Annotated in this window: 18 protein-coding genes and 1 riboswitch; of the genes, 13 read left to right on the forward strand and 5 right to left on the reverse strand. The window is 67.9% G+C overall.

All coding sequences use genetic code 11. From position 1 onward, the window contains the following. The first annotated feature begins 49 nt into the window (after positions 1-49). Positions 50-724, forward strand: coding sequence for a TetR/AcrR family transcriptional regulator (locus ABDJ85_RS03775; RefSeq protein ID WP_347703398.1), 675 nt, complete (start codon positions 50-52; stop codon positions 722-724). On the opposite strand, the gene ABDJ85_RS03780 is transcribed toward ABDJ85_RS03775, so the two are convergent. After that, positions 689-1,894: an HD-GYP domain-containing protein gene (locus tag ABDJ85_RS03780; protein WP_347703399.1), complete on the reverse strand. Its 1,206-nt coding sequence runs from the start codon at positions 1,892-1,894 to the stop codon at positions 689-691. The genes ABDJ85_RS03775 and ABDJ85_RS03780 overlap by 36 nt on opposite strands. Positions 1,895-1,988: 94 nt before the next feature. Then, positions 1,989-2,057: riboswitch (S-adenosyl-L-homocysteine riboswitch) on the forward strand. Between the two features lie 17 nt (positions 2,058-2,074). Here ABDJ85_RS03780 and metH point away from each other — a divergent pair. From metH to ABDJ85_RS03800, 4 genes are all read left to right on the forward strand, one after another. Beyond that, entirely contained in the window at positions 2,075-4,771 is a 2,697-nt protein-coding gene (gene metH / locus ABDJ85_RS03785) for a methionine synthase (protein WP_347703400.1), read from the forward strand. A 157-nt stretch (positions 4,772-4,928) separates the two neighbouring features. Then, positions 4,929-5,405 (forward strand): hypothetical protein, encoded by a 477-nt coding sequence (locus tag ABDJ85_RS03790; RefSeq protein ID WP_347703401.1) that lies wholly within the window; start codon positions 4,929-4,931, stop codon positions 5,403-5,405. Next, entirely contained in the window at positions 5,396-6,337 is a 942-nt protein-coding gene (locus ABDJ85_RS03795) for a hypothetical protein (protein ID WP_347703402.1), read from the forward strand. Before ABDJ85_RS03790 ends, ABDJ85_RS03795 begins: the two co-directional genes overlap by 10 nt. Before the next feature lie 314 nt (positions 6,338-6,651). Further along, a complete protein-coding gene (locus ABDJ85_RS03800) occupies positions 6,652-7,182 on the forward strand; it encodes a glycine zipper 2TM domain-containing protein (protein WP_347703403.1) in 531 nt (176 codons plus the stop codon). Between the two features lie 9 nt (positions 7,183-7,191). Here the strand turns inward: ABDJ85_RS03800 and ABDJ85_RS03805 are convergent, their stop codons facing one another. From ABDJ85_RS03805 to ABDJ85_RS03815, 3 genes are read right to left on the reverse strand one after another with little or no spacing between them, the layout of a single operon-like run. Further along, a complete protein-coding gene (locus tag ABDJ85_RS03805) occupies positions 7,192-9,255 on the reverse strand; it encodes a beta-galactosidase (protein ID WP_347703404.1) in 2,064 nt (687 codons plus the stop codon). Then, on the reverse strand, positions 9,252-11,561 hold the full coding sequence (locus tag ABDJ85_RS03810) for a discoidin domain-containing protein (RefSeq protein ID WP_347703405.1): 2,310 nt from the start codon (positions 11,559-11,561) through the stop codon (positions 9,252-9,254). Before ABDJ85_RS03810 ends, ABDJ85_RS03805 begins: the two co-directional genes overlap by 4 nt. After that, on the reverse strand, positions 11,558-12,277 hold the full coding sequence (locus ABDJ85_RS03815) for a FadR/GntR family transcriptional regulator (protein ID WP_347703406.1): 720 nt from the start codon (positions 12,275-12,277) through the stop codon (positions 11,558-11,560). Before ABDJ85_RS03815 ends, ABDJ85_RS03810 begins: the two co-directional genes overlap by 4 nt. Before the next feature lie 122 nt (positions 12,278-12,399). Between ABDJ85_RS03815 and ABDJ85_RS03820 the strand changes: the two genes are divergently transcribed. From ABDJ85_RS03820 to ABDJ85_RS03855, 8 genes are read left to right on the forward strand one after another with little or no spacing between them, the layout of a single operon-like run. Continuing rightward, entirely contained in the window at positions 12,400-14,016 is a 1,617-nt protein-coding gene (locus tag ABDJ85_RS03820; protein ID WP_347703407.1) for a sugar ABC transporter ATP-binding protein, read from the forward strand. Then, positions 14,013-14,996, forward strand: coding sequence for an ABC transporter permease (locus ABDJ85_RS03825; protein WP_347703408.1), 984 nt, complete (start codon positions 14,013-14,015; stop codon positions 14,994-14,996). Before ABDJ85_RS03820 ends, ABDJ85_RS03825 begins: the two co-directional genes overlap by 4 nt. A 20-nt stretch (positions 14,997-15,016) precedes the next feature. Beyond that, positions 15,017-15,958 carry an ABC transporter substrate-binding protein gene (locus ABDJ85_RS03830; RefSeq protein WP_347703409.1) on the forward strand — a complete coding sequence of 314 codons (942 nt, stop codon included), beginning with the start codon at positions 15,017-15,019 and terminating at the stop codon, positions 15,956-15,958. Further along, positions 15,955-16,800, forward strand: coding sequence for an amidohydrolase family protein (locus ABDJ85_RS03835; protein ID WP_347703823.1), 846 nt, complete (start codon positions 15,955-15,957; stop codon positions 16,798-16,800). Before ABDJ85_RS03830 ends, ABDJ85_RS03835 begins: the two co-directional genes overlap by 4 nt. Continuing rightward, complete coding sequence (locus ABDJ85_RS03840) at positions 16,800-17,810, forward strand: zinc-binding alcohol dehydrogenase family protein (RefSeq protein ID WP_347703410.1); 1,011 nt, start codon at positions 16,800-16,802, stop codon at positions 17,808-17,810. Before ABDJ85_RS03835 ends, ABDJ85_RS03840 begins: the two co-directional genes overlap by 1 nt. After that, positions 17,807-18,934: a mannitol dehydrogenase family protein gene (locus ABDJ85_RS03845; protein ID WP_347703824.1), complete on the forward strand. Its 1,128-nt coding sequence runs from the start codon at positions 17,807-17,809 to the stop codon at positions 18,932-18,934. The genes ABDJ85_RS03840 and ABDJ85_RS03845 overlap by 4 nt, the downstream gene beginning before the upstream one ends. Before the next feature lie 8 nt (positions 18,935-18,942). Then, complete coding sequence (locus tag ABDJ85_RS03850; RefSeq protein WP_347703411.1) at positions 18,943-19,272, forward strand: L-rhamnose mutarotase; 330 nt, start codon at positions 18,943-18,945, stop codon at positions 19,270-19,272. Then, positions 19,262-20,779: a UxaA family hydrolase gene (locus ABDJ85_RS03855; RefSeq protein WP_347703412.1), complete on the forward strand. Its 1,518-nt coding sequence runs from the start codon at positions 19,262-19,264 to the stop codon at positions 20,777-20,779. The genes ABDJ85_RS03850 and ABDJ85_RS03855 overlap by 11 nt, the downstream gene beginning before the upstream one ends. 14 nt (positions 20,780-20,793) lie before the next feature. On the opposite strand, the gene ABDJ85_RS03860 is transcribed toward ABDJ85_RS03855, so the two are convergent. Continuing rightward, on the reverse strand, positions 20,794-21,432 hold the full coding sequence (locus ABDJ85_RS03860) for a pyridoxamine 5'-phosphate oxidase family protein (RefSeq protein ID WP_347703413.1): 639 nt from the start codon (positions 21,430-21,432) through the stop codon (positions 20,794-20,796). Positions 21,433-21,435: the final 3 nt, after the last annotated feature.

Consider the following 21,435-nt stretch of genomic DNA (forward strand, 5'->3'; position numbering starts at 1 on the left):
CGTGCTTGTTCCAGGGTGTGCAGCCCGTCTTTGCCGGGAAAATGAAGCCATGAGTACGCCCCCCCGCACGCCCCGTGCGACCACCCTGCGCCGGCAGGAGGCCATCATGGCCGAGGCCGAGCGCCAGTTCGCGCGCGCCGGTTTCGAGGGCGTCAGCCTGGACAGCATCGCCGCCGCGCTGGACCTGTCTCGCCAGAACCTGCTCTACCACTGGCCCAACAAAGAGGCGCTCTACCTGGCCGTGCTCGACGGCGTGATGAACGAGTGGCTGGCCCGCATGGGCGAGGTGGCCGCCGCCGACGACCCCGAGCAGGCCATCCGCGAGTACGTGCGCGCCAAGCTGCTGTTCAGCCGCGAGCGGCCCACTGGCAATGCGGTGTTCACCCGCGAGATCATGACCGGCGTGCCGCGCTATGCCGAGGTGCTCAAGACGCGCGTGCAGCCGCTGCTGCAGGCCGATGTGGAGCGCTTTGAGCGCTGGGCCTCAGAGGGCCGCATCGAGCGCCTGGACTTCACCCACCTGATCTTCGTGCTCTGGGGCAGCACCCAGGCCTATGCCGACCTGGGGCCGCAGTTCGCGCTCTTCATGGACAAGCCGGTGCTCGACGACGCGGACTTTGCGCGCGCCGAGGCGCTGATCGTCCGCATCGTCTGGGGGGCGCTGAAGGTTTGCGCGCCAAAGGAAGCTTCAGAGCTTGAGCAGCGCGTCGAGGTTGACGTGTAGCTTCAGCTCGGTGGGCGCCAGGCTGGCGCTCACGGCCTGGGCCGCCAGGCGGGTGTCGCGCAGCACCGGGTCGGTCAGCGGCGTGCCGCTCTTGCCCACCAGCACGGCCACCTGCGGCTCATTGGCCGAGAAGCCACGCTTGGCCACCACGCCCACCTCGCCGTTGGCCAGGCGCACGATGCTGCCGGGCGGATAGAGCCCCACGGCCTTGATCAGCGCGGCGCCGGCCTCGTCGGGCTGGCCGGTCTCGTCAAAGTAGACGCCGCGTGCCGCCGCGCCGCCGCTGAGCGCGCCGCGTGAGCGCCGGGGCGAAAGCCGGGCACCGAGCTGGTCCACCCGCCGCAGCACGCGGGCCAGCGCCTCGCCGGGCGTGCGGCCAGCCAGCGGGCCGGGGCCGGCATCGTGGTGGCCGCGCACGGCGTCCAGCCACAGCCGGTCTTTGATGCCCTGGCGCTCCAGCATTGCCACGGCTTCGCGCGCATGGTTGGCCAGGGCCAGGCGCTCGGCCTCGTTGGCCACCTCGGCGCGGGCGGCCAGGCGGTCGTGCGCGCTGGAGGCGCCCACATTCATGGTCAGCGCCGCGCCTTGCAGGGCCTCGCGCATGGGGGCGGGCATGGCCAGCTTCTCGGCGGCCAGGTCGGCCAGCACCAGGCTCAAGAGCGCATGGCGGGCCGAGTATTCGGTGAAGGACAGGCTGTTCTCGAACACCAGGTAGAGCAGCGTGCCATCGGGCGCGGCGTGCAGGCGGCGCAGCACCGCGTCGCGCAAGCCGCTCACGCGGGCCGCAAAGTCGGGCGGGTCGGCCTGGCGCAGCAGCTGGTGGGTCTGGGCGATCAGGTCGGTCCAGATCTCGCGGGGGGTGAGAGTGGGCTTCGGGGGCGCTGCCTTGCCGGCGTAGCGGAAGTCCTGCTCCGCCTTGGCGATCTCGCTCAAGCTGGCGCCCTGCAGCATCAGGGTGTCCATCTTGTGGGCGAGCTGGTTGCGGTAGTCCTGGGTGTCCTGCGGCATCACCCAGGCGCCGCCATTGATGAGGGCGCGCGCCTGCGGCGTGTTGGTCAGCACCTGGCCGCGCGCGAACAGCAAATGGCCTTGCGCGTCGTAAAGCGCAAAGCTCAAGGTCTGCCCCGGGCGGAGCATGCCCGCCGGCAGCTGGACGAGTTCGTCAGCCATGGTGAGGATTCTGGCCAGGGGTCAAGGCGATGAAAGGCCGGTGAACCCGGTCTGTTGTGCCCGATTTCCTGGATCGAGCCAATAAAATGCGCAGTTCTCCGAGGAGCGCTGCGACGGGACCCGCCCCGCCAGGCTCGGATGACTTCAACCGCGCTCACCGAATCTAGCCTCGGTGTCGCCATGTCTGTTCTGCCCCCGCCCCCCCTCAAGCTCTCCGGCCTGGAGCCCGTCGCCATTGGCGCCGGCACGCTCTTCGTCAACATCGGCGAACGCACCAATGTCACCGGCTCCAAGGCCTTTGCGCGCCTGATCCTGGCCGGGCAGTTTGAAGAAGCGCTGGCCGTGGCGCGCCAGCAGGTGGAGAACGGCGCGCAGGTGATCGACGTCAACATGGACGAGGCCATGCTGGACAGCCAGGCCGCCATGGTGCGCTTCCTGAACCTGATGGCCGGCGAGCCCGAGATCGCCCGCGTGCCGGTGATGATCGACTCGTCCAAGTGGAGCGTGATCGAGGCCGGCCTGCGCTGCATCCAGGGCAAGGGCATCGTCAACTCCATCTCGCTCAAGGAAGGCGAGGCCGAGTTCAAGCGCCAAGCCAAGCTCGTGCGCCGCTACGGCGCCGCCGCCGTGGTGATGGCCTTTGACGAACAAGGCCAGGCCGACACCTTTGCCCGCAAGACTGAGATCTGCGCGCGGGCCTACCGCATCCTCGTGGACGAGGTCGATTTCCCGCCCGAGGACATCATCTTCGACCCCAACATATTCGCCATCGCGACGGGCATCGAGGAGCACGACAACTACGCGGTGGACTTCATCAACGCCACGCGCTGGATCAAGCAGCACCTGCCCGGCGCCAAGGTCTCGGGCGGTGTGTCCAACGTGAGCTTCAGCTTCCGCGGCAACGAGCCGGTGCGCGAGGCCATCCACACCGTGTTCCTGTACCACGCCATCCAGGCGGGCATGGACATGGGCATCGTCAACGCCGGGATGATCGGCGTCTACGACGACCTCGACCCCGAGCTGCGTGAGCGCGTCGAAGACGTGGTGCTCAATCGTCGCAAGGACGCCGGCGAGCGCCTCGTCGAAATCGCCGACCGCGCCAAGAGCGCCGGCAAGGACGACTCGGCTCGCCTGGCCTGGCGTGCGGGCGATGTCAACGCCCGCCTCAGCCACGCGCTGGTGCACGGCATCACCGACTTCATCACCGAAGACACCGAAGAGGCCTGGCAGGCCATCAAGGCCAGCGGAGGCCGGCCGCTGCACGTCATCGAAGGCCCCTTGATGGCCGGCATGAACGTGGTGGGCGACCTCTTCGGCCAGGGCAAGATGTTCCTGCCCCAGGTGGTCAAGAGCGCTCGCGTGATGAAGAGCGCCGTGGCCCACCTCGTGCCCTACATCGAGGAAGAAAAGCGCCAGCTCGTGGCCGCCGGTGGCGACGCGAAGCCGAAGGGCAAGATCGTCATCGCCACCGTCAAGGGCGACGTGCACGACATCGGCAAGAACATCGTCACCGTCGTCCTGCAGTGCAACAACTACGAGGTCGTCAACATGGGCGTGATGGTGCCGGCCCAGGACATCCTCAAGAAGGCCAAGGAAGAGGGCGCCGACATCATCGGCCTCAGCGGCCTCATCACCCCCAGCCTCGAAGAGATGCAGCACGTGGCCGCCGAGATGCAGCGCGACCCGTACTTCGTCGGCCAGCAAACGCCGCTGCTCATCGGCGGCGCCACCACCAGCCGCGTGCACACCGCCGTCAAGATCGCGCCGCACTACAACGGCCCCGTGGTCTATGTGCCCGATGCCTCGCGCGCCGTGGGCGTGTGCACCGAGCTGCTGAGCGAGGAGCGCTCGGCCGCCTACATCGCCGAGCTGCGCGCCGACTTCGACACCGTGCGCGCGCTGCACGCCGCCAAGAAGCAGACGCCGCTGGTCTCTCTGGCCGAGGCGCGGGCCAATGGCGCGAAGCTTGATTTCAGCCGCAAGGCGCCGGCCCCGAAGTTCACCGGCCGCCGCGTGCTCAAGAACCTCGACCTCGCCGAGCTGGCCCGCTACATCGACTGGGGCCCCTTCTTCCAGACCTGGGACCTCGCCGGCCCCTACCCCGCCATCCTCGACGACGCCGTGGTGGGCGAGCAGGCGCGCAAGGTGTTTGCCGACGCGCAAGCCATGCTCAAGAAGATCATCGACGGCCGCTGGCTGCAGGCGCATGCCGTCTTCGGCCTCTACCCGGCCACGCGCGAGGGCGACGACATCCGCATCGGCGACGGCCCCGCCATGACCTGGCACGGCCTGCGCATGCAGACCGAGCGGCCGGTGGTCGACGGGGTCAAACGACCCAACCGCTGCCTCTCGGACTTCATCGACCCGGCCGGTGACCACATCGGCGCCTTCGCCGTCACGGCCGGCCTTGGTGTGGACAAGAAGGAAGCCGAGTTCCTGCTCCAGCACGACGACTACAGCGCCATCATGCTCAAGGCCCTGGCCGATCGCCTGGCCGAGGCCGCCGCCGAGTGGCTGCACGAGCGCGTGCGCCGCGAGTTCTGGGCCTATGCGCCGGCTGAGCAGCTGAGCAATGAGGACCTGGTCGCAGAGCGCTACAGCGGAATCCGCCCCGCCCCCGGCTATCCGGCCTGCCCCGACCACCTCGTCAAGCGCGACCTCTTCGGCCTGCTGCAACCCGCCGAGATCGGCATGGGCCTGACCGACTCCATGGCCATGACCCCGGCCGCCAGCGTCAGCGGCTTCTATCTGGCGCACCCCGATGCGGCGTACTTCAACGTCGGGCGCATCGGTTTGGATCAGCTGGCCGACTGGGCGCAGCGCTGTGGCTTGACTGAAGACGACGCCAAGCGGGCGTTGGCGCCATTGCTGGGTTAGAAGCCCGCGACCCTGCGATATTCAGAATAGGGGCGGCAAGAACCCTGATTGACACCCCCCCCCTCCCGCCATTTCAAATGCCATAGGTCCGGCCAGAGCATTCAGCTAGCGCGCTGGCGTCTGGTATTTACTGTCGACTAAGGTGAGGGGTTTACAAATGGAATTGGTTTCAAGTAGGTTTGGCAGAAAGTTGCTGGTTGCGGGGCTTTGTGTCTTGACAATTGGTTCAGTCAGCGCACTTGAAAAAATTGATGATGTCGTCATCGAAGGGTCTTGCGCGTCGTGCGCTGCGGCTATTGACGAATTCATTCGGGGGCGCTGGAATTACGGGGGTGGGACAACTATTGCTTCACCGCCTGGTGGTGCCCCGGTCACTGGCGACGCAAGCGAGATGCTGGCCACTGCTGACGCGGCGAAGAAAATTGCCGAGGGACTTGTCCTGCCATGTCCAAAGTCGGGCGAGCCGGACGAAATCTACATCGCGAGAGCCTTTCAATACTGTGAATCAACAGTCAAAGAGTCATTTCCCATAATGACAAGAATTTTCCCAAAAATTCCTCCTTCGGCATGTCAGTTGGCGGGAATACAGGAAAAGGCAGGTGGTGTGCTGGCGGGAATTGAAAAATGCGGGTGACCAAATATTCCATCCATGTGGTGATTGGCCTCGGAGTAGTACTGGTACTGCTATTGTCTGGCGGCAGATACTTTCAGTCGGATACCCAGGTGCAAACTCCTGAGATATCTGGCAACAAAACAATCGATCCCGTTGGAAAGCCGGCTCCGAGTGTGGCAGATCAAACCCCATCAGCCGCCAGTTCGGTGTCCGTGGCGTCCTTGGGAGCCATTGGTGCAGCACAGGTCGTGCCTCCAAAACCGAGAATTCTGCTGGGATCAATAGCTGACATTTACGAGCGCGCTTTGAAGCAGGGGGGCGTTCGTGAAAATGTGCGGGCCTATCGAGCATACTTTGGTTGCTCAGAGGTGGCACAGCTTTCAAAGGGGCTAGGTCCGACGGGATTTGATGGTGGAGGGTTGGAGGTCTATTTGCCCCGAGCAGCCGCTAGACAAGAAGCAAATAGATCTCTGGAAGCCTTATCAAATTACTGTACATCCTATCAGGGGGCTGATTTTCTGAGTCGTCAAAGAGAAGCAGGAGGCAGGGAAAAGATGCGTCCTTTTCTCAATCACATCAGCGTCAATGCTCCAGTCGCTGAGCGATTTCCAGCCATAGTCGGTGCCCTGTCTATGCCGACAGAAAACCCTCTGGAATTTACGCTGTGGGCATCCGCAGATCTACACAAACTGCTAACGTCAAGTCATGGATTGAAAGATGCACAGGCAGGTATTGTCGAGGCTCTTGTAGTAAGGCAGTTTGTCAATGATCCCGGAGTGCTTGATTTTTACAAAATGCGCCAGTGTGTCGTTCAGCATGTTTGTATCGAGGGGCTTCCTCCCGAATCGGCTGAGATAGTCGCTGCGACACCCATAGCAAATCAAATTTCAGCGCAAATATCTCGGCAGGATTGGAGTAGTTTGATTTACACGCCGCCCCCGAAGGTTAAATGAGGTAGAACTGGGCGACCTTGACACTGAACTGCAACACCTTGCCACTTCGGCTTATTCCGCCATCGCCGCGCCCCGCGAGCAGCATCGGATGCTTGAGCCAGATCTGACGACGCGCAAGTCGCGAGAACGTCAACCCAGCCCCCCACGTTTGCACATCGACACGCCTGCTGCGCACGCGGCCGGCGCGCTTACGTCTGGCGGCTTGCGCTTGCAGTTGCTCACCAATCGGGGTGGCAGGTTTACCTCGCGGCGGTCGGCGGCGTGAAGGGCTGGGGCATTCTGAGTGCGTGTCCATTCGCTCTCGGAGTTTGCTCATGTCTGTGCCCCGCTTCCTGCTTCAACGTTCCACCCAATCTGTCGCGGCGGCGGCCGTGGTCATTGCCTTGCTGGGCGGGGCCTATGCGCTGGGTCACTCGCAGACCAATGCCGAGCCCCCGCCGCACGACGCCCGTGCCAGCGGCGTGCAGGCCAGCGCCCAGCCCGCTGCAGGCTCACGCATCGAGGCCTTGCAGTGCGAGGGCTGTGCGGTGGTGCTGGACGTGCACGCCGAGCGCCAGGCCGGCCAGGCCAGTGGCCTGGGCGCCGTGGGTGGTGCGGTGGTGGGCGGCTTGCTCGGCAGCGCCGTCGGCAAGGGCGACGGCAAGAAGCTGGCCACCGTGGGCGGTGCCGTGGCCGGTGGCTATGCCGGCCACGAGATCGAGAAGCGCGAGCGCGCCACCACGGTCTGGGTCGTCCGCGTGGCCGACGCCACGGGCCGCCAGCGCCGCTTCGAGCGCACCACCAACCCGGGCCTGCGCGCGGGTGACCACGTGGTGGTGCGTGACGGTGAACTCAGGTTGATGTGAGTCAGTGCGTCATTGACTTTGCAGCAGCTCCGCCCCAAAGCCCGGCAGCTTGAGCGTGCCGGTCCAGGTCTGGCCACTCAGCAGCCCGCGCTGGGTGCCATCGATGGGCACGTCCTTGGGCTCGGCCGTGGTGTTGACGTAGTAGCGGCGGCGTTGCACGGTGCGGGCTGAGACGCCCTCGGGCGTGCGCGGCCCGGTCTCGATGTTCAGCTCGCTGATCAGGCGCTCGTAAAGCGGCGCCAGCAGCGGGGCCTGGGCCACGGTGGCGAGGTAGATCGCGCGGCCCTTGCCGAAGCGGTTGACCGTCAGCGCCGGCGGCTGGCCCTCGACGTTGACAAAGCGCGCCAGCACCTCGGCCGTGGCCGGCTCCAGCACCTCGACGCTGGCGGCGCCAGCAGCCTTGGCGACCTCGCCGTTCTCCAGGCGCATCTGCAAGTCGCCCGCGCCAAAGAACTCATTGGTGCGCAGACCAAACACATCGGTCAGCCCACCTGGCAGTGGAGTGTGGAACCACTGGTTGTGGTCGTCCACCTTGGCGGATTGGGCGGTCATCACAACAGTACCGCCGGCTTCGACAAAGGCGCGCAGCCGCTTGCGGCTGGTCTCGTCGAGCAGGTACATGCCGGGCACGATGACGAGCTTGTAGCGCGACAGGTCCTCGGCCCCGAGGTGGATCACCGCCACATCGACATTGCCCTTGAACAGCGGCTCGTAGGCCGCATGCGCCTGCTTCATGTAGCCGGGGTTCACATAGGGCCGCACGGTGTTGGACATGCCCTCCTTGGGCAGGTTGGTGGCGATGATGTTGTCAAACGCGTAGGCGATGGCCACTTGGGGCTGCTGCAGGCGCGGGAAGCCGAGCTTCTCTAGCTGCGCGAAATCGCGTGCGATGGTGGCGAACTCGGCCAGCTTCCAGGACGGGCGGTCGTCGTGGTCGATGAGGCCGAAGAGGGCTTGCTCCTCACCGCCGTGGTGGCTGTGCCAGGTCCAGGGCAGCACGGCTTGCGCACCCAGCAGCAGGCCGAAGTGCGCCCACATGCGCGAGCGGCCGCGCGTGCCGTAGTAGCCGGGGCCGCCGGCGGTGAACTCGTTGAACCAGATCGGCGCCGTCATGCCGGCCCGCATCATGGTGGCCTCAAACGCCGCCCCGAGCGGCTCGCCCGGGTAGAAGCCCATCGCGCCGTAGCTCACGTAATCGCGGTAGGTGGCGAGCATGTCAAAGCCCTTGCGCCAGGCGCTGTCCCAGAGGTTGGAGATGGCGGGCTTGTCGGGCGCGAAGCGGCGGCGCACGGCGTCCAGGTCGCGCAGCACGGCGATGGTGGCGTCGGACCAGAAGCGCCGCATGTCCAGGTAGCGCTCGTAGGGGCCGGGGCCGTCGATGTAGGGCAGGCGCACCTCGTCCCAGGCATTGATGCGGCGTGACCAGCGCTGAGTGGCCCAGGCGGTGTTGAGCGCGTCGAGGCTGCCGTACTTGCGCTTGAGCCAGGCGATGAAGCGCAGCCGGTCGGCCTCTGAGTAGGACACCATGCCATTGCCGGCCTCGTTGTTGTAGCCCACGGCAAACAGGGCCGGGTGCTTGGCATAGCGCTGCAGCATGCGCTCGGCCAGGCGGTGCACCAGGCGCCGGTAGTCGGGGTCGGCCACGTTGTCCATGTAGCGCTCGGCCGGGTCGAGCCGGGTGCCTTGCTGGGTGACGATGCTCACGCCGGGGTAGCGGTGGTGCATCCACACCGGAGCCGGCTGGCCGGGAATGTCGAGCAGCACCTTGAGGCCGGCGGCCTGCATGCGGTCCATGAGCCAGTCGGTCAGCGCGAAGTCGAAGCGGCCCTCCTGCGGCTCGAAGGCATCCCAGGCCAGGTCGCCAAAGCGCACGACCTTCATGCCTGCGTCCTTCATGCGGGCGATGTCGCGCTCAATCTGCTCGCGCGTGCGGTCGTAGGGCTGGTAGTTGGTGCCCACGAAGAGCTGGCCGGCGCCGGGCCAGTCAGGGCGGTTGTCGGCAGGCTCGGCCTGGGCGCTTTGCAGACACGTGACGGCCAGCAGCAGCTGGGCAAGCAGGGCGTGTGTTTTCATGGAGCAGCGGGGATGACGGAGAGCTCGGCCGCACTGGCCCAGCCATTGCCCCAGACCTCAGTGAGTACGGTGTAGCGGAAGTAGCGCGCTGTGATCGGGGCGAAGCGCACTTCCTGTTGGTCGGGGTTGTTGCGCACATTGGCAAAAGTGCCGCCGTCCACCTGCACAGCCCAAGCTTTGCCGTCCTCGCTAGTTTCGAAGCGGTAGCGGTCGGCGGTGCCGTTGAGCAAGCCGTCCTGGCGCGGCAGGAAGACGAAGCCGGCGATGCGGTGCAGCTGACCCATGTCGATGGTGACGTGGTGGGGCGGCTTGAGGTCGGCACTCCAGCGCGTGTGCCAGTGCGTATTGGGGTCGCCGTCGATGGCGAGGCGGGCGGCGTTGTCGCCTTGGGTGACCTCCTCGCTGTCCACCTCGACGACCTTCCAGCCGCGGGGCGAGAGGCCGATGAAGTTGCGCGTGCCGACCTCGCCGAGCCGACCATCAGCCTGCACCCGCGCGGCTTTGACGATGCCGCTGGTGGGCAGGCTCAAGGGGCTGCTGTAGCGGGTGGATTGCAGCGTGGGCGTGCTGCCGTCGAGCGTGTAGACCAGGGCCCCGCCAGCCGAGTGGGTGATCGCCACACGGCCCTCGGTGTCGCGGTCGGCAATCACCGGCGGCATCAGGTCCAGCGACTGGCGGTAGAGCGCGACCTCGGCCAGCGTGGGCGCCAAGCGCGCGGCCTCGATGCGCACGCGCAGGCGGTCGGTGGTGAGGGGGTGGCTCAGCCGGATCAGGCGGCGCTGGCCCACGGTGGTGGTCTCATCAAGCAGGAGCTTGGGCACCGGCGCCCAGCCACCCGGGCCCCAGGCTTCCAGCGCAAAGCGCTCGATGCGCTGGCCGCGCTGGGCCACGGCCTCTTGCAGGGAGATGACGTCGAAGGTCTGCGTGCCGCGCAGCTGCAGGGTCAGCGTGCCGCCAGCTTTGCCGGGCGCGGCCTCCCACCAGGTGGCCAGCTTGCCGTCCACTGCCGCTGCCGCCGCATGGCCTGCCGCTGCGTGATCGCTGCTGACGCGGGCGCCCGCCGCGAGGTTGGTCTTGAAGGTCTTGCGGATGATCTCGCCCATCTGCGCCAGGGCGGCCATCTGGTCGTCGGGCACCAGGCCGCGCTGGTCGGGCGAGAGGTTGAGGATCAGATTGCCGTTGCGACCGATGCTGGAGAAAAAGATGTCCACCAACTGCGGCACCGGGCGCGGCCGCTTGGTGCGGGCCCAGAACCACTGGCCGTTGCCGAGCATGGTCACATTGGTCTCAGCCGGGTACCACCAGAGGTAGGAGCCGGCCTTGAGCTGCGCGCGCGAGCCGAGGTCGGCGCCCTGCCAGTCGGGCCAGTTGAACTGTTCGGGCGGCGTGGGCAGCGGGATCACGCTCCACTCCGTGGTGCGGCCATAGCCGCTCTCGGTGCCCACCCAGCGCACGTCGGGGCCCTTGCCCATGATGACGGCCTGCGGTTGCAGGTGGCGGATCAGGTCGTACCAGGCGGCGTAGTCGTAGGTTTGCTCGACGCTGGGGTCGGGGTTGGCGCCGTCGAACCAGACCTCATGGATGGGGCCGTACTCGGTCAGCAGCTCGTAGAGCTGGTTGAGGAAGTAGCGGTTGTAGTCGTCCACCTCGTAGCGGTAGCTGCCAAAGCCCGGCGTGGGCGCGCGGCTGCGGCTCGGGTCGGTGCTGAAGTGCGCCGGGTCGGTGGGGATGGTGGTGGGCCGCTTGGGGCTGCCGTTGCCGTAGTAGGGCGTGGGGTTCTTGGGGTTGGTCTTGAGCTGGTACAGGTCAGCCGGTGACAGGTAGACCGCGAACTTGACGCCCGCCTCGCGCGCGGCCGTGGACACCTCGCGCACCAGGTCACCCTTGCCACCGCGCCACGGGCTGGCCGCGCTGGAGTGGCCGGTGTACCGCGTGGGCCACATCGAGAAGCCGTCGTGGTGCTTGGCCACCAGCACCAGCATCTTGCCGTCCAGCAGCTTGACGGCGCGCAGCCACTGCCGGGCATCGAGGCTGCTCGGGTTGAAGAGCGCCGGCTCCTCGCGCCCGCTGCCCCACTCCACCTCGTTGAAGGTGTTCACGCCGAAGTGCAGGAAGAAGGTGCGCTCCAGCCGCATCCAGTCCACCTGGTGCGGACGCGGCAGCACCTTGGCGGCTTTCTCGGCGATGAGCTCGGGCGTGTCGCCGGGCTCGATGCGCTGCAGCGTGGCGTAGGGGATGTCGGCGGCCTGTGCGCTGAGTGAGACGAGCGAGGCGAGCAGGGCCAGGCAGGCAATGAATCGGGTCATGGGGCTTCACTTCCAGGCAGGGGCTCGGCCAACCAGCGGCCGTGCGAGGCATGCAGGTGGCTGCTCATCGCGGCGGCGGCGGCCAGCGGGTCGCGGGCCTCCAGCGCGCGCAGCACGGCTTCGTGCTCGGCCACGGCGGCGCCCCAGCTATAGGGCGATTCGGCGCGGTCGCTCATCAGGCTGGACAGCGGGCTGTGCCGGCCGTCAAACAGCGCGCCCACCAGGTCCACCAGCACCATATTGCCGCTCATCTCAGCAATGGCGAGGTGGAAGCGCCGGTCGGCCTGCACCGGGGCGCGGCCTTGCTGCACGTCGGCGCGCATGGCTTGCAGGGCATCCTCGATGCGCTGCAGGCCCGCCTTGGTGACGCGCGCCGCCGCCAGGGTGATGACGGCGCCTTCCAGCGCGGCGCGGGCCTGCATCAGCTCGGCCGGGCTCTCGCCCAGCGCGGGGGTCGAGCGGTCGCTGCTGGCGGCTGCAGGCTCGCACACATAGACGCCCGAGCCGCCGCGGATCTCGATGCGGCGGTCAATCTCCAGCGCAATCAGCGCCTCGCGCAGCGAGGGCCGCGACACGCCCAGCTGCTGCGCCAGCTCGCGCTCGGGCGGCAGCCGCGTGCCGGCGGTGAAGGCGGCCGCCTCGATCAGCGTGCGGATGCGGTCGGCAACCTGCTGGTAGGGGCGCCGGTGATCGTGGGAGCGAGCGGGTTGGGACATGCGCAAGTGGTGAATTGGCCAGACCAATTTGGCCTGACCGGAGCGGTGGGCCTAAAAATTCTGGCAGTCACGCGGTGATTTAGGGGTGATTGAGCGATAGGGGTAAGCACTGGTCGGACCAAATGGCAAAACTGGCACAGTGGCATGACCAAAGTGGTTTGACCAATCGGCTGTCCGTGCATTCCTCCGCCCCCCCCGATGCGCCGCCCTTGCTGAGCGTGGCAGGGCTGACCAAGCGCTTTGCCAACGTGGTGGCGCTCTCGGGCGTCAACCTCAGCCTGGCGGCCGGCGAGGTGCATGCGCTGTGCGGCGAGAACGGCGCCGGCAAGTCCACGCTGATGAAGATCCTGAGCGGGGTCTACACGCCGGACGAGGGCGAGATCCGCTTCGAGGGCCAGCCGGTGCAGCTCGGAGGCCCGGCGGGCCTGGCGCAGGCCCAGGCCCTGGGCATCGTGATGATTCACCAGGAGCTGAACCTGGTGCCCCATTTGACGGTGGCCGAGAACATCTTTCTGGGCCGCGAGCCCCGGCGCGGCTTCTTCATCGACCGCGCGCAGCAGCGCGCCGGTGCCGCCGCCAGCCTGAGCCGGCTGGGCGTGGCCATCGACCCCGACGCGCCGCTGGGCAGTCTGCCCATCGCCCAGCAGCAGCTGGTCGAGATCGCCAAGGCGCTGTCCATGAACGCCCAGCTGCTGATCATGGACGAGCCGACCTCCTCGCTCGGCGAGGCCGACGCCGCGCGCCTGCTGGCCGTGATCCAGGACCTCAAGCGCAGCGGCGTGGGCATCGTCTACATCTCGCACCGGCTCGACGAGCTGGCGCAGATCGCCGACCGCGTCACCGTGCTGCGCGACGGGCAGTGGATCTGGTCCAAGCCTTTTGCCGAAACCTCGATCGACGACATCGTCAGCGCCATGGTGGGCCGCGCGCTGGATGAGCACTACCCCGCCGCCACCCGCCAGCCCACCCCCGAGCTGCTGCTGCGCGTGCAGGGCCTGGTGCGGCGCGGCGGCACGGGGCCGGTGGACTTCGAGCTGCGGCGCGGCGAGATCCTCGGCTTTGCGGGCCTGATCGGCGCCGGCCGCACCGAGCTGGCCCGCGCGCTGTTTGGGGCCGACCCGATGGAGGCCGGCCAGATCGAGCTGCAAGGCCGCGCTTTGCGCATCGGCTCGCCCATCGACGCCATCCGCGAGGGCCTGGCCTATGTGTCCGAGGACCGCAAGGGCCAGGGCCTGGCCGTGAGCATGAGCGTGGCCCACAACATCAGCCTGGCCAGCATGGGCCGGATGTCGAACGCGCTCGGCTTCATCGACTTCCAGCGCGAGGAAGCCGCCGCGCAGGACTATGTGCAGCGCCTGGGCATCCGCACCCCGTCCACCGCGCAAACGGTGCGCCTGCTCTCGGGCGGCAACCAGCAGAAGGTGGTGATTGCCAAATGGCTGCTGCGCGAGGCGCGCGTCATCATCTTTGACGAGCCGACGCGCGGCATCGACGTGGGCGCCAAGCACGCCATCTATGAGCTGATGGACCAGCTCGCCGCCGAAGGGCGCGGCGTGATCCTGATCAGCTCCGACCTGCCCGAGATCCTCGGCCTCACCGACCGCGTGGCCGTGTTCCGCGAGGGCCTGATTGCCGCCGTGCTGGACACGCGCGCCACCTCGCAGGAAGAAATCATGCGCCACGCCTCGGTCCGGCAGACCCAGGCCCGGCCCGCCTCCGAAACCGCAGACGCTTCATGACCGACCGCCAAAAAGACCTGATCCAGAAGTTCGCCGCCCTCGCCGGGCTGCTCGTGCTCGTCGTCGCCTTCTCGATGACCAGCGAGGCCTTCTTCTCCGTCGGCAACGCGATGACGGTGTCGCTCCAGGTCACGTCCATCGTCTACCTCGGCATCGGCGCCACGTTGGTGATCCTGACCGGCGGCATCGACCTCTCCGTCGGCTCGGTGCTGGCGCTGTCGGGCGTGGCGGCGGCCATGTCGGTCAAGGCCGGCGTGCCGGTGGCGCCGGCCATGTTGATCGGCATCGTGGTGGGCGGGCTGTGCGGCGCGGTCAATGGCCTGTGCGTGACCTGGCTCAAGCTGCCGCCCTTCATCGCCACGCTGGGGATGATGCTCGTGGCGCGCGGCGTGGCGCTGCAGCTGACCGATGCGCGCGCCATCTCGGGCCTCGGAGAAGCCTTTGGCGTGCTGGGCAATGGCGCGCTGTGGCGCATCGAGCGCATTGACGAGCAGGGCTTCCCGGACGTGGTCTTCCCCGGCATCCCCTACCCGGTGATCCTGATGCTGCTGCTGGCCATCGTGGCCGGCGTGCTGCTGCGCCGCACGACCCTGGGCCGGCACCTGACCGCCGTGGGCTCCAACCAGGAGGCCGCGCGGCTCTCGGGTGTGAACGTGAAGCGCGTGGTGATGTTTGCCTACATCGCTTCCGGCGCGCTGGCGGGCCTCACGGGCTGCGTGCTGATGTCGCGCCTCGTCACCGCCCAGCCCAACGAAGGCGTGATGTACGAGCTGGACGCCATCGCCGCTGCCGTCATCGGGGGCACCTCGCTCAGTGGCGGCGTGGGCTCGGTCTCGGGCACCCTGATCGGGTCCTTCGTGATCGGCATCCTGCGCAACGGCCTGAACATGAACGGCGTCTCCGCCTTCACCCAGCAAATCATCATCGGGCTGGTGATCCTCGTCACCGTCTGGATCGACCAACTGCGCAACCGCCGCTGAACACGAAAGAGGCACCTCGCATGCAAGCTCTCCTGCGCCAGGCTTTGGCCCTTGTCTCCATCGCCGTGTTGCCGATGGCCGCCCAGGCCGGCGAGATCGCCGTCATCGTCAAGACCACCAACTCCACCTTCTGGCAAAACGTCCACAAGGGCGCCGACGCAGCGATCAAGCAGATCAAGGGCCACACGCTGACCTTCTCGGGCCCGGCGACAGAGTCGGCCATTGCCGACCAGGTCAACCTCGTCGAGAACGCCGTCAACCGCAAGGTGGCCGGCATCGTGCTCGCGCCGTCCGACCCCGATGCCCTGGTGCCCGCCATCAAGAAGGCCTGGGAGGCGCGCATCCCCGTCGTGCTGATCGACTCGCAGGTGGCCGACAGCGGCAAGGCCTACTACCAGTCCTTCCTCGCCACCGACAACAAGGCGGCGGGCGAGGCCTGCGCCAAGCTCTTGATCGAGCGCATCGGCCGCGAGGGCAAGGTGGCCATCATGTCCTACGTGGCCGGCGCCGGCTCCGAGGTCGGGCGCGTGGGCGGCTTCAAGGCCTATCTGCAGGCCAACTCCAAGCTGCAAATCGTTGGGCCGTTCTACTCGCAGTCGCAAATGGCCACGGCGCTCAACCAGACCACCGACGTGCTGGCCTCGCACCGCGACCTCAAAGGCATCTTCGGGGCCAACGAGCCCACCGCCGTAGGCATGGGCCGCGCCCTGGTGCAAAGCGGCCGCGCCGGCAAGGTCGTGGCCATCGGCTTTGATGGCAATGAAGACCTGCAGCGCTTCGTCAAGGACGGCACGCTCGACGCCATCGCCGTGCAGTCCTCCTTCCAGATGGGCCAGCTCGGCGTGCAGACCGTGAACGAGGTGCTGCAGCGCAAGCCGGTCCCGAAGTTCCGCGACACCGGCGTGATGATGGTCAACAAGGCCAATCTGCAGTCGCCTGAGGCGCGCCAGGTTCTCTACTGAGCATGAAGGTCGACGCCCACCAGCACTTCTGGCGCCTGGCTGACCGCCAAGGCGCCTGGCCGCCGCCCGAGCTGGCCGCCATCTACCGCGACTTCGGCCCGGCAGACCTGGACGATGCGCGCCGCACCGCTGGCATCGACGCCACCGTGCTGGTGCAGTCCATGCCCACGCGCGCCGACACCGACTGGATGCTCGCCGTGGCCGACGCCACGCCCTGGGTGCGCGGCGTGGTGGGCTGGGTGGACTTCAAGGCGCCCGATGCGCCCGCGCAGATCGAGCAGCTGGCCCGGCACCCCAAGCTCAAAGGCCTGCGCCCCATGCTGCAGGACCTGCCCGACGACGACTGGATTGCCGACCCCGCCACCGCGCCCGCCGCCGAGGCCATGGTGCGCCACGGCCTGGTGTTTGATGCCCTGGTGCTGCCGCGCCAGCTGCCGGGCTTGCTGAGCTTTGCGCGCCGCCACCCGATGCTTCGCCTCGTCATCGACCACGCGGCCAAGCCCTTGATCGCGCGTGGCGAGATCGAGCCCTGGCAGCAAGACATGGCGCAGCTGGCCGCACTGCCGCAGGTGCAGTGCAAGCTCTCGGGGCTCTTGACCGAGGCCGGCGAGCGCTGCGACGCCGCAAGCTTGCGCCCCTATGTGCAGTTGCTGTGGCAGTTCTTTGGCCCCCAGCGCCTGCTCTGGGGCAGCGACTGGCCCGTGCTGCGCCTCGCGGGCGACTACGCCGGCTGGTGGCAACTGGCCCACGACATTTTGGAAAGCCTCGACCCCGCCCCCACGGCGGCCGATGTCGAGGCCGTCTTCGGCGGCAACGCCGCTCAGGCCTACGGACTCCTCTGATGCTGACTGTTTCCTGCGACTCCCCCGGCGCCCTGGTCGCGCTTGAACGCCCCCGCCCCGAGCGCCAGGCCGGCGAGGTGCTGCTGCGCATTCGCCGCGTCGGCGTCTGCGGCACCGACCTGCACATCTTCACCGGCAACCAGCCCTTCCTCAGCTACCCGCGCGTGATGGGCCACGAGCTGGCCGGCGTCGTCGAAGAAGCCGCGCCCGAGAGCGGCCTGAAGGCTGGCGACACGGTCTATGTGATGCCCTACCTGTCCTGTGGCCGCTGCATCGCCTGCCGCAAGGGCAAGCCCAATTGCTGCACCCAGATCCAGGTGCTGGGCGTGCACCGCGACGGCGGCTTTGCCGAGTACCTGGCCGTGCCCGAAGGCTTTGTGCACAAGGTCGAAGGCATCAGCCTCGACCAGGCCGCGATGCTTGAATTCCTCGCCATCGGCGCCCATGCTGTGCGGCGCGCGGGCCTCGCAGCCGGCGAGCGCGTGTTGGTCACCGGCGCGGGCCCCATTGGCCTCGCAGTGATGCTGTTTGCCCGCCTGCGCGGCGCGCGCGTCGTGGGCCTCGATGGCCGGGCCGACCGGCTCGCGGTGGCGACCGAGCACTTGGGCGCCGAGCTCGGGGTTCAGCTCGGCGAGACGGACGAAGCCCAGCTCTCGGCCTTCACCGACGGCGAGTTCTTTGACGCCGTGTTCGACGCCACCGGCAACCTCAAGGCCATGGAGCGCGGCCTGCGTTTTGTGGCCCATGGCGGGCGCTATGTGCTGGTGTCGGTGGTGCAGGGGCAGATGAGCTTTGCCGACCCCGAGTTCCACAAGCGCGAGACCACGCTGCTGGGCAGCCGCAATGCCACCACGGAAGACTTCGAGACCGTCATCGCCGCGATGAAGGCCGGCCAGGTGCCCGTGGCCGCGCTGGCCACGCACCGGCTCAGCCTGGCCGAAGTGCCCACGCGCTTTGCCGAGCTGCTCGACCCTGCACGCGGCGTCGTCAAAGCGCTCATCGAATGCTGAACACGCCCATCCTGCAGTTCGGCACCAGCCGCTTCCTGCAGGCGCATGCCGACCTGTTCGTGTCCGAGGCGCTGTCGCGTGGCGAAGCCCTGGGGCGCATCACCGTCGTGCAGACGACGGACAGCCCCGCGAGCACGGCGCGCCTCGCTGCGCTGGCCGAAGGCTATGAGGTCATCGTGCGCGGCTTGCGGGGTGGCGAGCCGGTGGAGGAGCGCCAGCGTGTGACCAGCGTGCAGGCGGCGCTGAGCACCGCGCGCGACTGGCCGCAGCTGCGCGCCGGCTTTGCCAGCGGCACGGTGCAAGTGGTGCTGTCCAACACCGGTGACGCGGGCTACCAGGGCTTTGACGATGACTCAGCCGCGCAGCTCGGGGCGGCGGCCGCTGCGCCACGCGGCTTCCCGGCCAAGCTGCTGGTGCTGCTACACGAGCGCTGGCAGCGCGTGCCCGAGGCCCCGCTCAGCCTGCTGCCCTGCGAGCTGATCTCGCGCAATGGCGACACGCTGCGCGACATCGTCAGCCAACTGGCCCAGCAGTGGCAGTTACCCACCGAGTTCCAAGCCTGGCTGCTGGCCCACCCCGTGTGGGCCAACTCGCTGGTGGACCGCATCGTGCCCGAGGCCCTCTCACCCGCCGGCGCCGTGGCCGAGCCCTATGCGCTCTGGGCCATCGAGCGCCAGCCCAGGCTGGTGCTGCCCTGCACCCACCCGGCCATCGTGGTGACCGACGCGCTGCAGGAGTTCGAGCGCCTCAAGCTCTGGCTGCTCAACCTCGGCCACACCCTGCTTGCCGAGCTGTGGCTGCGCGCCGGCCAGCCGCCGGGCATGACCGTGCTGGACGCGATGCGCGACCTGGCCTGGCACCGCGTGCTGCAAGGCGTCTGGCAGGACGAGGTGCTGCCCGTCTTCGACGCTCTGGGCGAGGGCCCCGCTGCGCGCGACTACCTGGTGGAGCTGCGCAGCCGTTTGCTCAACCCCTTCGTCGCCCACCGGCTGGCTGACATCGCCCAGAACCACGCGGTCAAGAAGCAGCGCCGCCTCGCGCCCGTGGTGGCCGAGGCGCAAGCCCGTCTGCCTGGCTTGGCCCAACCCTGGTTGCGCGCGGCGCTGCACCCCCCTACCCAATAGGCCCCCACATGAAACGCATGGGCATGGTCATCGGCATCGAGCCGGACCGCATCAATGAGTACAAGCAACTGCACGCCGCCGTTTGGCCCAGCGTGCTGGCACGGCTCGCGGCCTCCAACATCCGCAACTACAGCATCTATCTGCGTGAGCCCGAGTGCTTGCTGTTCGGCTGCTGGGAGTACCACGGCAGCGACTTCGAGGCCGACATGGCCGCCATCGCCGCCGACCCCGAAACCCGCCGCTGGTGGACCTTTTGCAGCCCCTGCCAGCGGCCCTTGGAGAGCCGTGCGCCGGGTGAGCACTGGGCCATGATGGAAGAGGTGTTCCATGTCGACTGAAGCCCTGCTGTTGCGCCTGCACCCCGATGACGACGTGGCCGTGGCGCGTGTGGCGCTGGCGGCCGGGGCCCAGCTGGGCGAGGCTGGCTTGACGGCGCGCGACGCCGTGCCCGCCGGCCACAAGCTCGCGCTGCGCGCCATCGCCGCCGGCCAAGACGTGCGCAAGTACGGCCAGGTGATCGGCCAGGCCACGCGCGACATTGCGGCCGGTGAGCACGTCCACGTGCACAACCTCGACATCGGCCCGCTCGCGCTGGCCCACACCGATGGCCGCGACTACCGCCCAGCCGCAGCAGCTGAGCATCAGGCGCAGTTCCAGGGCTATGTGCGCGCCGATGGCCGGGTGGGCACGCGCAACTACGTGCTCGTGCTCTCCAGCGTCAACTGCTCGGCCACGGTCTGCAAGGCCATCGAGCGCCACTACGGCGGATCGGCATTGGCCGCCTGGCCGGGTGTGGACGGCGTGGTCGCCGTCACCCACGGCACGGGCTGCGGCATGGCCAGCAGTGGCGAGGGCTTTGAGCTGCTGCGGCGCACGCTGCGCGGCTATGCCGTCCACCCCAATGTGGGCGGCGTGCTCGTCATCGGCCTGGGCTGCGAGGTCAACCAGGTGCAAGGCCTGGCGCAGGACCTGCCCCTGCCGGCGGAACGCCTGCGCGTGCTCGGCATCCAGGACGCTGGCGGCACCCGCGAGGCCATCCAGCAAGGCATTGAGCAGGTGGCCGAGCTGCTGGCCGTGGCGGCGCGTGATGTGCGCTCGACGGTATCGGCGCGGCATCTCGTCGTCGGCCTGCAATGCGGTGGCTCTGACGGCTACTCCGGCATCAGCGCCAACCCCGCGCTCGGCGCAGCGGTGGACCTGCTGGTGCAACAAGGCGGCACGGCCATCCTGTCTGAGACGCCCGAGATCTACGGCGCCGAGCACCTGCTCACCGCCCGCGCCGCGCGCCCCGACGTGGCCGAGCGCCTGCGCGAGCGCATCCGCTGGTGGGAGGCCTACACCGCCCAGCACGGCGGCGACATGAACAACAACCCCTCGCCCGGCAACAAGGCCGGCGGCATCACCACCATCTTGGAGAAGTCGCTCGGCGCCGTCGCCAAGGGCGGCCAGACCGGGCTGATGGAGGTGCTGGCCTACGCCGAGCGACCCAGCACGCCGGGCCTCGTCTTCATGGACACGCCGGGCTACGACCCCGTCTCTGCCACCGGCCAAGTGGCGGGCGGCGCCAACCTCATCTGCTTCACCACCGGCCGCGGCTCCACCTACGGCTGCAAGCCCACGCCCTCGCTCAAGATCGCCACCCACACGGCCATCTTCCAGCGCATGGCGCTCGACATGGACTTCAATGCCGGCGGCGTCAATGATGGCGACTGCAGCGTGGCCGAGGCCGGCCGCGCGCTCTTCGAGCTGATGCTCGCCACCGCCTCAGGCCGCGCCACGCTCAGCGAGGAGAACGACCTGGGGCATAACGAGTTCGTGCCCTGGCAGCTGGGCGCGGTGATGTAGCCCTCACCAGGGGCTCAGTACAGGGTCTTGCGGTAGGCCTCTTCCAGGCCCTCGTCCAGCTTGCGCATCTCGTCCTCGGCCGGGGCGCCGGTGGTCTCGTCGAGGATGATCTTGACGAGCGAGGGCATCTCGCGTCGGTTCTGCTGGCTGGCCACATCCCACAGGCGCGAGCGCCTGAAGGCCTTGGCGCAGTGCATGAAGACTTCCTGCACCGTGACCACGATGGCGAGCTTGGGCACTCGGTCCTGCACGGCCATGGTTTGCAGCAAGGCCGGGTCGGTGACGAGGCGGGCCTGGCCGTTGACGCGCAGCGTGTCCTCAAAGCCCGGCACGATGAAGAGCAGGCCGACGTTCGGGTTGCTCAGGATGTTGACCTGGGTATCCAGCCGGTTGTTGCCCGGCCGGTCGGGGATGGCGAGCGTGCGCTCGTCCAGCACCTTGACGAAGCCCACCGAGTCACCACGCGGGCTCACATCGGCGCGGCCGTCGCGGCTCTGGGTGCCGATGCACAGAAAGGGCGAACGCGCAATGAACTCGCGTGCATGCGGGCTGAGCTGGTCCTGGCACTTCTTCACCGCCAGGTCGTGCGTGGGCTCGAAGAGGGCGCGCAAAGCAGCCTCGTCGGCAATGGTGTGGGCAGGGTCGAAGTGCATGAG

It is taken from the genome of Roseateles paludis (assembly GCF_039872745.1).
GTDB classification, from domain to species: domain Bacteria; phylum Pseudomonadota; class Gammaproteobacteria; order Burkholderiales; family Burkholderiaceae_C; genus Pelomonas; species Pelomonas paludis.

Bases quoted from the DNA above. Each gene is read 5' to 3' on its own strand.
- ABDJ85_RS03775 (WP_347703398.1), top strand. From the start codon at position 50: ATGAGTACGCCCCCCCGCACGCCCCGTGCGACCACCCTGCGCCGGCAG.
- ABDJ85_RS03780 (WP_347703399.1), bottom strand. From the start codon at position 1,894: ATGGCTGACGAACTCGTCCAGCTGCCGGCGGGCATGCTCCGCCCGGGG.
- metH (WP_347703400.1), top strand. From the start codon at position 2,075: ATGTCTGTTCTGCCCCCGCCCCCCCTCAAGCTCTCCGGCCTGGAGCCC.
- ABDJ85_RS03790 (WP_347703401.1), top strand. From the start codon at position 4,929: ATGGAATTGGTTTCAAGTAGGTTTGGCAGAAAGTTGCTGGTTGCGGGG.
- ABDJ85_RS03795 (WP_347703402.1), top strand. From the start codon at position 5,396: ATGCGGGTGACCAAATATTCCATCCATGTGGTGATTGGCCTCGGAGTA.
- ABDJ85_RS03800 (WP_347703403.1), top strand. From the start codon at position 6,652: ATGTCTGTGCCCCGCTTCCTGCTTCAACGTTCCACCCAATCTGTCGCG.
- ABDJ85_RS03805 (WP_347703404.1), bottom strand. From the start codon at position 9,255: ATGAAAACACACGCCCTGCTTGCCCAGCTGCTGCTGGCCGTCACGTGT.
- ABDJ85_RS03810 (WP_347703405.1), bottom strand. From the start codon at position 11,561: ATGACCCGATTCATTGCCTGCCTGGCCCTGCTCGCCTCGCTCGTCTCA.
- ABDJ85_RS03815 (WP_347703406.1), bottom strand. From the start codon at position 12,277: ATGTCCCAACCCGCTCGCTCCCACGATCACCGGCGCCCCTACCAGCAG.
- ABDJ85_RS03820 (WP_347703407.1), top strand. From the start codon at position 12,400: ATGGCAAAACTGGCACAGTGGCATGACCAAAGTGGTTTGACCAATCGG.
- ABDJ85_RS03825 (WP_347703408.1), top strand. From the start codon at position 14,013: ATGACCGACCGCCAAAAAGACCTGATCCAGAAGTTCGCCGCCCTCGCC.
- ABDJ85_RS03830 (WP_347703409.1), top strand. From the start codon at position 15,017: ATGCAAGCTCTCCTGCGCCAGGCTTTGGCCCTTGTCTCCATCGCCGTG.
- ABDJ85_RS03840 (WP_347703410.1), top strand. From the start codon at position 16,800: ATGCTGACTGTTTCCTGCGACTCCCCCGGCGCCCTGGTCGCGCTTGAA.
- ABDJ85_RS03850 (WP_347703411.1), top strand. From the start codon at position 18,943: ATGAAACGCATGGGCATGGTCATCGGCATCGAGCCGGACCGCATCAAT.
- ABDJ85_RS03855 (WP_347703412.1), top strand. From the start codon at position 19,262: ATGTCGACTGAAGCCCTGCTGTTGCGCCTGCACCCCGATGACGACGTG.
- ABDJ85_RS03860 (WP_347703413.1), bottom strand. From the start codon at position 21,432: ATGCACTTCGACCCTGCCCACACCATTGCCGACGAGGCTGCTTTGCGC.